The 12,197-nt window shown below is 28.9% G+C and carries 13 protein-coding genes; 3 read left to right on the forward strand and 10 right to left on the reverse strand.

What is annotated here, in order from left to right; genetic code table 11:
• Positions 1–28: 28 nt before the first annotated feature.
• Positions 29–1,309, forward strand: a complete 1,281-nt coding sequence (locus J0H68_07585) for an MFS transporter (protein MBN8828551.1) — start codon at positions 29–31, stop codon at positions 1,307–1,309.
• A gap of 452 nt (positions 1,310–1,761) precedes the next feature.
• Here the strand turns inward: J0H68_07585 and J0H68_07590 are convergent, their stop codons facing one another.
• Both J0H68_07590 and J0H68_07595 read right to left on the reverse strand, forming a co-directional pair.
• Complete coding sequence (locus tag J0H68_07590) at positions 1,762–2,493, reverse strand: FkbM family methyltransferase (GenBank protein ID MBN8828552.1); 732 nt, start codon at positions 2,491–2,493, stop codon at positions 1,762–1,764.
• Between the two features lie 63 nt (positions 2,494–2,556).
• The gene (locus J0H68_07595; GenBank protein ID MBN8828553.1) at positions 2,557–3,294 is read right to left on the reverse strand and encodes a Bax inhibitor-1/YccA family protein; all 738 of its coding nucleotides are present in this window, start codon (positions 3,292–3,294) and stop codon (positions 2,557–2,559) included.
• Positions 3,295–3,411: 117 nt separating this feature from the next.
• Here J0H68_07595 and J0H68_07600 point away from each other — a divergent pair, with 117 nt between their 5' ends.
• The gene (locus J0H68_07600; GenBank protein MBN8828554.1) at positions 3,412–4,236 is read left to right on the forward strand and encodes a dual specificity protein phosphatase family protein; all 825 of its coding nucleotides are present in this window, start codon (positions 3,412–3,414) and stop codon (positions 4,234–4,236) included.
• Positions 4,226–4,945, forward strand: coding sequence for a bifunctional 2-polyprenyl-6-hydroxyphenol methylase/3-demethylubiquinol 3-O-methyltransferase UbiG (gene ubiG, locus J0H68_07605; GenBank protein ID MBN8828555.1), 720 nt, complete (start codon positions 4,226–4,228; stop codon positions 4,943–4,945). Before J0H68_07600 ends, ubiG begins: the two co-directional genes overlap by 11 nt.
• A 64-nt stretch (positions 4,946–5,009) precedes the next feature.
• On the opposite strand, the gene J0H68_07610 is transcribed toward ubiG, so the two are convergent.
• From J0H68_07610 to ispF, 8 genes are all read right to left on the reverse strand, one after another.
• Positions 5,010–5,783, reverse strand: coding sequence for a DUF2145 domain-containing protein (locus J0H68_07610; protein ID MBN8828556.1), 774 nt, complete (start codon positions 5,781–5,783; stop codon positions 5,010–5,012).
• Positions 5,784–5,801: 18 nt separating this feature from the next.
• Positions 5,802–6,215: a hypothetical protein gene (locus J0H68_07615; GenBank protein MBN8828557.1), complete on the reverse strand. Its 414-nt coding sequence runs from the start codon at positions 6,213–6,215 to the stop codon at positions 5,802–5,804.
• Between the two features lie 108 nt (positions 6,216–6,323).
• Positions 6,324–6,704, reverse strand: a complete 381-nt coding sequence (locus tag J0H68_07620) for a hypothetical protein (protein ID MBN8828558.1) — start codon at positions 6,702–6,704, stop codon at positions 6,324–6,326.
• A gap of 81 nt (positions 6,705–6,785) precedes the next feature.
• Positions 6,786–8,069 (reverse strand): porin, encoded by a 1,284-nt coding sequence (locus J0H68_07625; protein MBN8828559.1) that lies wholly within the window; start codon positions 8,067–8,069, stop codon positions 6,786–6,788.
• Between the two features lie 199 nt (positions 8,070–8,268).
• Positions 8,269–9,525, reverse strand: coding sequence for a porin (locus J0H68_07630; protein MBN8828560.1), 1,257 nt, complete (start codon positions 9,523–9,525; stop codon positions 8,269–8,271).
• Positions 9,526–9,707: 182 nt separating this feature from the next.
• Positions 9,708–10,508, reverse strand: coding sequence for an exodeoxyribonuclease III (gene xth / locus J0H68_07635; protein ID MBN8828561.1), 801 nt, complete (start codon positions 10,506–10,508; stop codon positions 9,708–9,710).
• Positions 10,505–11,059: a phosphatidylglycerophosphatase A gene (locus J0H68_07640; GenBank protein MBN8828562.1), complete on the reverse strand. Its 555-nt coding sequence runs from the start codon at positions 11,057–11,059 to the stop codon at positions 10,505–10,507. Before J0H68_07640 ends, xth begins: the two co-directional genes overlap by 4 nt.
• Positions 11,052–12,197, reverse strand: a complete 1,146-nt coding sequence (gene ispF / locus J0H68_07645; protein MBN8828563.1) for a 2-C-methyl-D-erythritol 2,4-cyclodiphosphate synthase — start codon at positions 12,195–12,197, stop codon at positions 11,052–11,054. The genes J0H68_07640 and ispF overlap by 8 nt, the downstream gene beginning before the upstream one ends.

The following is a 12,197-nucleotide window of genomic DNA, read 5'->3' on the forward strand; positions in this document are numbered from 1 at the left end:
CAAATATTCTATAATTTTGGAGAGTTCAATGAAATATAAAATGCTGCTTGCTGTTATAATGGGTAATATCTTAGAATTTTATGATTTTATGATATTTGCTCATCTTTCTACTGTTATTGGTCCTTTATTCTTCCCAAGTGATAGTCCTGATAAATCTCACTTAGCTATACTTGGTGTTTTTGCATTAAGTAATATTTCACGCCTTGTAGGTGCAATATATTTTGGTAGTATGGCTGATAAAGAAGGTCGTAAAGAAGCTGTAGCTAAAACTGTATTACTAATGAGTCTTCCAACATTACTTATTGGATTAATGCCTACATATGCAACTATTGGAGTACTAGCTACTATTATTATGATTGGTCTTCGCTTCATGCAAGGTGTTGCAATGGGGGGAGAATACAATAACTCAGGTTTATTACTTATGGAAAACTTCCCTAAGAATAAAGGAATAGTCAGTGGTATACTTTCAAGTTCATGCCAAGTTGGTAGTTTAATAGCTCTTGGATTAGTATATATTGTTTTAATGTTCCGTGAGATTGAATGGTTATGGCGTGCAACCTTTATTTTCGGTAGTGTATTCGGCTTAATTTCATATAGATTAAGAAGAGTAATCATGGAAAGTGATGAATTTAAACTTTTCGAAGCTAACAAAAAAGTTAAACGTAGTGCGGATACAGAAGGATTTAAAGAAATATTTAAAGATTACCGTAACTTCATAGCTCTTATAGCAGTGGGTGGTTTAGTTGGTGCATTAGTATGGATCCCAATAACTTTTACAAATTTTTACGTAACTAAAACCTTAAAGTTACCTAATGAGATAGGATTAGATGCAACTTTAACTGCAATTATTACTTATATTATTTCTTGTGTAGTAATGGGATATATCGCAGATAAATTTAAACCAATTAAAGTAATGTTAATTGCATGTATGGGATTGATTGTTTTCGCTTATCCATTATTTGGGTTTTTAGTAAAACAAAATTTCACTGCATTCCAAATTTTAATTACATTATTTACAGGTGCTTTCGTAGGGCCAGTACATGCGTTTACTGTAAATTTATATAGCGTTAATAAACGTGGTAGAGCGGTATCACTTGGATTTGGTTTAGGTGTAGGAATTATTGGTAGTACAACACCGATAGTTGCGCCTTACTTAATTGAAGTAACAGGAAGCCATTATGCGCCTGCAATGTATTTAATGGTACTTAGTGCTTTAGCTTTCCTTTCAATGGTAAAGTCAAAACAATTTAGTGATTTACAAGAAGAAGAAGAAGAAGAAGAAGAATTAAGTTTATCTGCTTCAAAATAATTTAATAAAGTTATATGTTGGCATTAGCATATTTAAACTCTAATTGAGTTTAAATATGCTATCTAAAATATTTTACCTATTTATCTCACGTAAAATAACAATATTACTAATCATATCATATAAGCATCAATTATTTAGGCAACTTATGGTAGTTATAAGGTACTTAAATAGATTAATATATATCTCGCTATAAACATAATAAAGAATCAACAAATATTGAAAATCTTTTCTAAGAAATTATTGAGAATACTAAAATTAAAATTCTAAATACTTCAATTTTTAAAAGGCTTAAATGAAAAGATATAAAGATAATTTTTTATAGCTATATACACTTGGTTTTATAATTTATTTATTACGCTTATTTCTATTTTAAACGAATCATTTTTGAATCATTAATAGATTAAAAATTAAAAACTAATAAATATAAGAAGTATAATCTTAGAACCGTAAAATTATTGAATTAAAAACAATTCATTTATTATATTAATTAAATTCTTATTTGTTTCATTGATTTCGCCAAACAAATTTTCTTTTATAAATATTCCATCGCTGAAAAATAATTTTTCTTTTAAACCATTTGGTAAATTTTCAAGATACTTATGATTAGTAAATTTAATCAAAATGAACCCATTATTTTCCATGAATTCAAATATTTGATAAGGTTTAGGCTCACCTTTATATCTGCTTATAAAGCTAATCTCGCAAATAATCCCAAACACGGATTCGGAAATAAATTTTTTTCCACCCTCAAGTATCTTTAAATCAGCGCCTTGGGCATCAATTTTTAAAATAGTAGGTAATTTATAATTAATTTTATTTTCTTTATATACTAAATTATCTAAAAAATTTACTTCAACTTCTTTTTGTTCTTTAACGTTAAAAGCTTTCATATTTAGCTTATTTAATTCACTAGAAAGTGGTTCAAGTAAGGAACAAGCGCTATTCATTTTAGTTTGATAAAAATTAGCCTGACCCTTAAAATTTGATACAGCTAAATTAAATACATTAATATTGGAATAATCCTGGTATTTAATTTCTAAACTATCAAAAAACTTTTTATTGGGTTCAAAAAGTGCGATATCCAAAAATTGCTTATAATTCTCTAATGGCTTAAATATTCCATCTTTAGTTCCAATATCGATGAATTGAATTTTGGTTATATTAAGTAGCTCGGTTAAATGCATAATATTATAAAATAAAAGGGGCTCTAAAGCCCCTAAATAGTGAAATTTAGATTAAATTAAAAACTAGTCATTTCTTCTTTGGCCTAAGAATTGAAGCAAATGAATAAATATATTGATAAAATCAAGGTAAAGAGTTAAAGCACCTAATATAGCACTTTTTGCTTCACCTTCTGGATTACCACTTAATACAAAATATAATTGTTTAATTCTTTGGGTATCATACGCTACAAGGCCAATAAAAATGAAGGTTCCGAGTAAAGAAGTAACAAATACTAAACCAGAGCTTTTTAAGAATAAATTAACTAGGCTTGCAATGATTACTCCAAATAAGCCCATCATTAAGAATGAACCAAATTTAGTTAAATCCTTTTTAGTTGTATAGCCATAAATACTCATACCGCCAAAAACTGATGCTGTTATAAAGAACACTCTTGCAATACTTTCACCGGTATAAGCGAGGAACAATGAAGATAAGGAAAGACCCATAACTGCTGCATATCCCCAAAATACCATTTGAGCAGTTTGTAATTGCATTTTTTCAAGTCCAAAACTTAAAAACATTACAAATCCAATTGGAGCAAGCGCAATTAACCAACCTAAGCCTGTCATTCCGCCCATTGGGTTATACATCATTTGCATAAAAGCTGGGGACGAAGAAGCAAACATTGCTATAAGACCAGTGATTGCAAGAGCCAATCCCATATAATTATAAACTCTTAGCATATACTTTCTTAAGCCTTCGTGATAATCGATTTGGCCTGTCTTAGCATATGAATAAGATTGATTTTGATTAAATTTCATAAGACTACCTCAAACATAATTTGAAAAATATTCGGAATTGTATATAATACCTGATTAATATTATAATAACAGAAGTCCTGGACTTCAAGTGATAGTTACAAATAAATTTTTATAAAAGTGTACAATATATTAAAATTTTTAGTATTTTTATTAATTTCTAGCAATGTTTTAGCGGAAACAGCAGAGAATTATGTTTTTCGTTATGACATCACTTCTTTTCTATCTTTAGTACCAAAAAATTTTAGAATTATAGGTCCGTCAGATATTTTACCAAATTTAGAAGCTCCAGTTTCCGCAAGCGGACAATTTTCAGAGAGGCAATTGTTATATGTTAAAGACCTTGCTAGTAAAAGAAATAAGCAATTAGTGATAATAGATCTTAGAGGTGAGCCTCATGGATTTATAAATGGTTTACCAGTTTTATTGGTTGCAAAAAAATTTGGTGAAACAGTTCAAATTGATAAATCTAAAATATTAGGAAAAAAAGTTAAAATATATTTTAGGGATTCAAAAGAATATACAGAAGTTTTAGTAAAAGAATTTTGGACCGAAGAAGAGTTAGCAAGAAAGCATGATATAGAATATATTTCAATTAAAGTTAGAGATTTGCATAAACCACATATTTCTATGGTTAAACAATTTGTTGATTACTTAAATGATATTCCTAAGAATCATTGGGTACACATTCATTGCAGAGCAGGAAAGGGACGTACAACTACTTTTTTAATGATTTACACTATATTAAATTACTCTCAAGATTTTACTTTAGAGCAAATGATCGCACATCATAGAATTATGGGTGGAGTAGATTTAAGTGTAGATACTGCTATGCAGAAAGAACGTATATATCGTGAATTAGCTTTAGAAAGAGCTATATTTATAAATAATTTATTTTATGAACTTAAAAAACAAGAAATTAATGGCTTAAAAGATGACTATTGATTTAAAAGAAATAGAAAAATTTTCTAAACTTTCTGAAGAATGGTGGAATGAGGAAGGTCCTTTTAAACCTTTGCATAAAATTAATCCTTTAAGAATAAATTATATTAAAAAACATGTGCTAGACTATTTTAATATCACCTTAGATAATAAACCCTTTACTGGATTAAAATTTTTAGATGTAGGATGTGGAGGAGGGCTTATTTCTGAACCGATGCATCGTTTGGGGGCTGAAGTTACTGGTATTGATGCGAGTGAAAAAAATATTAAAACAGCGAGTTTTCATAGCAAAAAATTAGATTTAAATATAAATTATAGATGTATAGATACAATCTCTTTAGCAAATGAAGAACAAAAATTTGATTGTATCTTAGCTCTTGAAGTCATTGAACACGTAAGTGATATTAAGGAATTTTTAGAATCACTTGTAAACCTTTTAAATGATAATGGTATAATTATTATTACTACAATAAATAGAACAATAAAATCATATTTACTCGCAATTCTTGGAGCTGAGTACATTCTAAGATGGATTCCAATAGGAACGCATTCATGGAAAAAATTTGTTAAACCTTCTGAAATTATAAATGTAACTAATAATTACAATTTAAAAGTTTCTAATATGAAGGGAATGAGTTTTAACCCAATTAAAAATGAATGGTATTTGTCAGATGATTTAGAAGTTAATTATCTGATAACTTTAAAAAGATAATAAATATATTTATGAATAGAATTAAATAAGAGGAAAAACTAATTCTCCTCTTATTTAATTAAAATTATTTTAAAGCGTATGCTTTAATTAGTAGCTTATTTTTCTTAAGATAATTAAGTATGGAATCAACTGTAACTACAGAAAATTTTCCAGATGCATTTTCTTCTTTAGGGTGATCATCAAAACTGACACTTGATTTGAATAAATTGGCTCCTAATTGCTCAAAACCACCTATAGCAATTTTGGAAGGTACATAATTATTATTTTTTAAATAATGCTGAGCTTCTTGTCGATTGTTAATACTTTGATTTTCAGCCATAGTTAAAGCTTCTAGTAGCCATTGATTACTATTTTGATATTTGAGTGAAAACGGATAAGCAATAGTGCTGTAATGCGGATGGTGTACAACTAATTTAGTCGATGAATTTAAAACTTTAGCTAATGATTTTTGTAAATTTTTTTCCGGAATGATTACTAAAGTTTCCATAGTATGTAAATCATCAAGATAAAAATTCATTAAACCTTGATCATAAATGTCTGATTTATTACTACCACATTTATTTAATAAATGTACAACTTTCCATGCACTACTGTTACCTTGTTTAAGTACATATGCTCCATGGGTAAATTTTATCCCATATTTAGCAGCATTTGAACCGACTCGTGCAATAATAGCTACTTCTGGATCATGTTTATTTAAAAAGTTTTTTAAGCCTATAGCGGCATTACTTGCATTTAATATTTCTTGAGCTGAAATTGCTTTTTGTTCACAGCTTGTTCCAGCAAAACTGGTTATCGGAAGTAATATAGAAAATAAGCAAAGAATTGTTTTTAACATAAAATATACCTATAAAGCTTAATGACTTTTTGATGAATGAATCAATTCTTCACCTACTTCATTTGGTAAAAAAGCAATAGCTTTACCTGCAGATTCTAAAACTAAACCTGTGGCAGTTGTAACAACTTTTATTGTTTGACCCGCAGCTACCGATAAATGTCCGCCTGCTTTTAATGATAATTTTAAAGTTTCAGCTGATGCATGGCTAATATCTTTTAAAACTATTACCATTGAATCACCAACAATTTTAACAGATTCAACAGTTAAATTGGCGCCAGCAGTAATTATATTAGCGCTTCCTTCAATTATATTAGAAGCACCTATAACTGATAATTCAGAACCTGCAGCACTCATTGTACTATTAGCCTTAACCATAGTAGAAGTTAACGTTAGAAAAACGCCTAATGTTAATAAGATTTTAAATAACTTCATGTTTTTACCTTTTAAATTGATTTTATATCTTAAATAAACAAAGTTCAAAGTCAAGTTTTATGCAAATAAATTAATGAAACTTAATACTTTTGTAATAAATTTAAAAGCTTATTTATGTTTTTCAGGTAAAAACATTAAAGTTTCACCTACTGCTTCCAGAATAGTTTTATCATCTTTTATAAGTACGTTTACAAATTCACCTATATGGAGATCGGCATCGTTAATATAAGATGTAGGAAGCTTAAGTATAACTTTTTCTGTGGCCGTTGAATCTCTTAAAGTAACTAAGCTTTCTTCTTCATAATAATAAAGTATATCTTCTATTATTAATTGACCTTGTTCTTTAAGTAATTCAGGGTTGCCTTCAACAATATTCGCATCTACTATTGTTATTTTTGATTTGTTAGGCTCTAAGGGATTTATAGCATAAGTATTAGATATTATATTAAAGAAAATGATTACAACTATTATGAAAATTTTAAGTGACATATAATTACTATTTAAAGTTAAAATGTAATAATAATTTTCTTTTAAAAATATTCAATAGAAAGGTAACTTTTTAGATGTAAATTAAAACATATATTTAATGCCAACAAATGTAATATTTCCTAAATTATTTTTTGCGTCACCTTGAATTCCTCCAATAGGCTTTAAATAAGCATATTGTGCAGGCTTAAATTTAAAAAAACTTGTTTCTGCATATGCTAATACTCCTTCGCGTAGCTTATAGTCTGACCCAAAAGCAAGATAAGTAAATTTATTTTTTAAGCGACTACTGTTAAAATAAGTTACACTGACGCCAGTCAGGTTATGAATATAGGCTGCACCTAATGTGTAATATGAAGTAGTAGATTTATTATACATATCAGTTTGTTTAGTATTAAGGCTTTTTCCCCAATTCCCATAAGAACCAGCTAAACTTAAATTATTATAAGTAAGAATTACTCCACTATTAAAAGCTTTAATTCCATGAATTTTTTGATGAAGTTCAGGATTAGGATATATGTATGGATTAACTTTTTCTGCCTTTGCAACTTGTCCTGCTATACCTAATTCCAAATCTATTTTTTGATATTGGAATTTATACTTCATCCCAACTTCAAAAATATTTTGATATTGTTTTTTAATTTTATATAAACCTGGTGTGTTTGTATTAAAATTTAAATATTTCCCTGTTAAGCCTTTATAATTCCCTTTATCACCTGAATCTAAAGCATAAGTAAGCCCTAACTGTAAACCGGAAATTTCGGGAGTGTAATAGGAGATTTTATTAAACCTACCATTATGTGAACTAGTGTTAAATGGTTGATGGGGACCAGTTAAATATGTTGCTTCTATTCTTTTACCAGTTTCCGCTCCAGCTAGATTAGTATCTAAATATCCTACTTTATTATTGATAAAACTATTAAATGAGCCACTAATTCCTCCTGTTGCACGTCCTATATTGGAAGCATCAACTTTCATTGTTTTTGATGCGCTAATATGGCTACCAAATTCCAATTTACCTAAATTACTTTCAAGAAATAAAAATGTATTTTCAAAATATATATCTTTACCACTCTTTCCAAAAGTTGTGTCATCTCCAAATTCTATACTAGCCCCATATTTCATACCAAAATCTGTTTCATTATTTGCAAGAATTTTAATTCCTGTTTCGGTAGTCATATTTTGTTTGCTGCTATAAAATTTTTTGCTGTCTAAATGGTCTACCTGAAAATATTTACTTTGATTAGTAAAAGCGGTTTTCCAACCTACTTTACCAGTAATTTGAATATTTAGTGGAGTAGCAAATGAAGGATAGGTATAGCTAATTATTATGGCAATAATAATTAAATATTTAAAAATATTTTTCACGAAAACTCCAAAGCTAATACTAAAATAAATATAGTAATAGAAAGAAAAATTTAAATTAATCTTTATAAAATTTCTTATATTAACATATTACTATGTAAATTTTAATAAGCTAATAGTAAAGCGAAAAATATTTTTAAAAGGAAATAAAAAAAGGCGTGCTCGAAAGCACGCCTTTTAAGAACATTAAATTGTGTTCAAATTAGAACATGAATTTAACACCAACGAATGTAACGTTACCGTTGTTCTTTTTAGCATCACCAGCAGTACCACCAGTAGAAGCTAAGAAAGCACCAGCATGTGGTTTATATTTGAAGAAGTTACCTTCAACATATGGTAACATACCAGGAGCTAATTGGTAATCAGCACCAACAGAAATGTTGTGGAATTTGTTCATTAAACGTTTACTGTCTAAGTATGTAACGCTAAGACCAACTGGACCTTGAACATAAGCACCACCTAAAGTGTAGTAACGTGAAGATGAGTGGTTATATTGTTCGGTTTGTTTTGTATTAGTGCTTTTACCCCAAGAACCGTAAGAACCGCTTAAAGAGAAGTTAGTGTATGTTAATGTACCACCAACGTTGTAAGCTTTAACTGAACGGAGTTGTTTAGCTGTTGTTACAGTAACAGTTGGAGCAACTTTTTGTGCACTAGCGAATTGACCTGTAGCACCTAATTCTAAACCAACTTGGTCGAATTGATACTTATATTTTAAACCAACTTCGAATGCATTAGAGAAGTTGTTTGCAGAACCTGGTGTAACACCATCGTTATCATCGTTTAATTCTAAGAATTTGCTTGTTAAACCTCTGTAGTTACCATTGTCACCTGTGTCGATAGCATAGCTAACACCAAGTTGTAAACCTGAAAATTCAGGAGTATAGTAAGATACTTTGTTGTAACGAGCGTATTGTGAAGATTGTGTAAGTGGTAAGTTTGGAGCTGTAATGTATTGAGCAGCAATACGTTTTCCTAAACCTGTATCTAAATAACCAACTGTACTGTTAACGTGATCTTCGAATGCACCGTCAACACCACCAGTAGCGCGAGCGATATTTGAAGCGTCAACTTTCATTGTGTCAGAAGCACCAGCATGGCTACCTAACTCTAAACGACCCATGTTGCTTTCCATGAATAAGAAAGTATCTTTGAAGAATACATCTTTACCAGAATTAGCAGTAGATCTTGTATCATGACCTAATTCAACAACCGCACCGTATTTCATACCGAAGTCTGTTTGACCTTCAGCTTTAATGTTTACGTTGTTTTGTGTTTCCATGTGTTGTTTACGTGAATGTCTGTCAATAGCTGTTTGGAAAGATTGCTTTTGATGTGTGAAAGCTGTTTTCCAATCAATTTTACCACCAGCAGTAATTGTTGGAGCATCAGCTAAAGCAGCAGCTGAGAATCCTGAAATTAAAGCAGAGGTAAGGAGTAATTTTTTCATGTTTGTCATAGTTTAGTCCTTAATCCTAATGGTTAAACATTTATAAATATAGTTTCAACTATATCTAAATTAGTTTATAAGCCAGTTTTTTACAGTTTTGAAATTAAAGCTTTTATAATAAAGAATTTTAATATTCATTTAATAAGCTGTGTTGTATAAATAACACATTTTTACGCTATGACAAGGATTTCTCAGTAGTTTAAGGTTATAATTAAAGGTACATGGTCAGAAGTTTGCTGGATTTCGCGCGTTTTATGAAGGTAATATGCTGATTTTACTTGATTTTTTAATAAAATAGTTGAAAAAGCATGATCTAATCTTCTTCCTCTGTTCGATTTTTTATAATCTTTATTTCTATAACTCCACCAACTATAAAGTTTTTGATCGTTAGGGATAAAAATTCTAGGTAAATCAATTAAATTATTAGTTATAAACCATTTCGTCATTAGTTCGATCTCAATAGGGGTATGGCTAACTTCCTTTAATAATTGTTTATGGGACCAAACATCTGTTTCAAGTGGGGCAATATTCAAATCTCCTACGAATAAAGCTTTACCCTTATTAGAATCAATATTATCGTAGGTCCATTTATTTAGATCTTCAAAAAATTTAAGTTTTTGAGCAAATTTAGGGTTGTTTTCTACATCCGGAATAGGTCCACCTGCAGGTACATATAAATTATGTATTTCAATATCTTCAATTTTTACAGCGATGTCTCTTGCTTCTTTTTTATTAAGTTCTTTATCAGTTAGTTCTATGAATGGTAACTTACTTAAAATGGCTACACCATTATATCCTTTATTACCTCTAAAACAAATATGATATAAACCTAATTCATTTTTTATATAATCAATAGGGAATAGTTCATCAATAACTTTTGTTTCTTGTAGGCATATTACATCAGGCTTTATCTCTTTACATATTTCTTTAAGTAAATCTAGCCTAATTCTAATTGAATTAATATTCCAAGAAAGTAGGGTTAAACTTTTCATGTTAATATTGCAACGATTGCATAAAACATAATGCTACCCATAATTGCAGCAAAAATGTCATCTAACATTATACCTAAACCGCCTCTAATTTTTTGGTCAATTACTGAAATTGGCCATGGTTTAATAATATCAAATATTCTAAATAATATAAGCATAATTAAGCAAATTATTAGATCATTAACTTTATCGATAATTAATTGAATGCCAGGAGCGCATAGCCAAAATAACAACCATTGTCCTACTACTTCATCAATTACTACCTCTTTAGGGTCTTTTTTATTAGTTATTCTTGAATATTTATCAGAAGTTATTACTCCTATTATAAATAATGCAATTATAAAAAGTAGATGATAAAGCATTAAACTTAAAGCTTCGCCTTTGTCTAGTTGAGTCGGGTTATCCAAAAAAAATAAATGAATTAATTTGTTTATTATCCAAACAAATGGAAAGGCAGCTATTGAACCGTAAGTGCCTGGAGCTTTAGGAATAAGCCCTATATAAAAGAAAGTTGATACAAAAGAATGTATATTAAATTTACTTTTTTTATCCATAATTTTTACCAAATATTTTAATATTGCAAGTTGCTAAACAAGCTATGCCTTCTTTTCTTCCTAAAAAACCCAATTTTTCTGTAGTTTTAGCTTTAACGTTTATTCGTTCAAATTCTATATTTAAAATGTTAGCTATGCACTTTCTAATTTCATTACGATATGGGCTTATTTTTGGTTCTTCACCAATTATAGTGACATCAATATTGCTAATAGTGAAATTTTTGTCTCCTAAAATTTCCAAAGTTTTTATTAATAGCGTTTTTGAGTCAGCATTTTTCCACTTAGGATCACTGGGAGGAAAAAAATATCCTATATCATTTTCTCCTAATGCTCCTAATAATGCATCAATTATTGCATGTAAAACAACGTCACCATCAGAATGAGCTTTAATACCTTTATCATGTGGAATTTTTAAACCGCCTAAAAAAATATGATCACCTGTTTGAAATTCGTGAACGTCAAATCCATTACCAGTTCTATATTCTATATCATGCATTTTAATATCTTCTTTAATGGTAATTTTAATATTACTAGTTTCGCCCTGTATTGTTTTAATTTTTATATTATTTAATAATGCAATTCCAGCATCATCATGATTATTTTGATCTAAAATATTTTGATGAGCTGAATAAATTTTATTAAATATAAAACCTTGCGGTGTTTGAGCTAATTTATAATTATCCCTATTTAAATTTTCTAACAATAAATTTTTATCAACTTGCTTTAGTGCATCGTTAATATCTAGTACTGGCAAAATGCCTTCATTAAAATCAAGTTCCTTTATTATATTTGTAATTAAATTATGAGTTATAAAAGGTCTACAAGCATCATGGATTAAGATTTTTTTTATATTATCATTCTTAATAGCTTTCAATCCATTAAAAGTAGAGATTTGTCGGGTTTCGCCACCGCATTTTAAAATAGCAACTTTGGGAGATAAATTTAATTGATCGATAAAATTATCATTGGGATTTACAACAACATATATTTTATCAATTAATGAATGTTTGATAAATTTTTCTAAAGTGTTTTCTAAAATAGTTTTATTATTATATTTAAAATATTGCTTAGGTAGCGGATTATTAAACCTAGTACCTATTCCGCCTGCTACTATCAACACGGCATTTAAATCTAACAT

This window comes from Sphingobacteriia bacterium (assembly GCA_017304685.1).
In the GTDB taxonomy this organism is placed as follows: domain Bacteria; phylum Pseudomonadota; class Alphaproteobacteria; order Rickettsiales; family 33-17; genus JAFKLR01.

Bases quoted from the DNA above. Each gene is read 5' to 3' on its own strand.
- J0H68_07585 (MBN8828551.1), top strand. From the start codon at position 29: ATGAAATATAAAATGCTGCTTGCTGTTATAATGGGTAATATCTTAGAA.
- J0H68_07590 (MBN8828552.1), bottom strand. From the start codon at position 2,493: ATGCATTTAACCGAGCTACTTAATATAACCAAAATTCAATTCATCGAT.
- J0H68_07595 (MBN8828553.1), bottom strand. From the start codon at position 3,294: ATGAAATTTAATCAAAATCAATCTTATTCATATGCTAAGACAGGCCAA.
- ubiG (MBN8828555.1), top strand. From the start codon at position 4,226: ATGACTATTGATTTAAAAGAAATAGAAAAATTTTCTAAACTTTCTGAA.
- J0H68_07610 (MBN8828556.1), bottom strand. From the start codon at position 5,783: ATGTTAAAAACAATTCTTTGCTTATTTTCTATATTACTTCCGATAACC.
- J0H68_07615 (MBN8828557.1), bottom strand. From the start codon at position 6,215: ATGAAGTTATTTAAAATCTTATTAACATTAGGCGTTTTTCTAACGTTA.
- J0H68_07620 (MBN8828558.1), bottom strand. From the start codon at position 6,704: ATGTCACTTAAAATTTTCATAATAGTTGTAATCATTTTCTTTAATATA.
- J0H68_07630 (MBN8828560.1), bottom strand. From the start codon at position 9,525: ATGACAAACATGAAAAAATTACTCCTTACCTCTGCTTTAATTTCAGGA.
- xth (MBN8828561.1), bottom strand. From the start codon at position 10,508: ATGAAAAGTTTAACCCTACTTTCTTGGAATATTAATTCAATTAGAATT.
- J0H68_07640 (MBN8828562.1), bottom strand. From the start codon at position 11,059: ATGGATAAAAAAAGTAAATTTAATATACATTCTTTTGTATCAACTTTC.
- ispF (MBN8828563.1), bottom strand. From the start codon at position 12,197: ATGTTAGATTTAAATGCCGTGTTGATAGTAGCAGGCGGAATAGGTACT.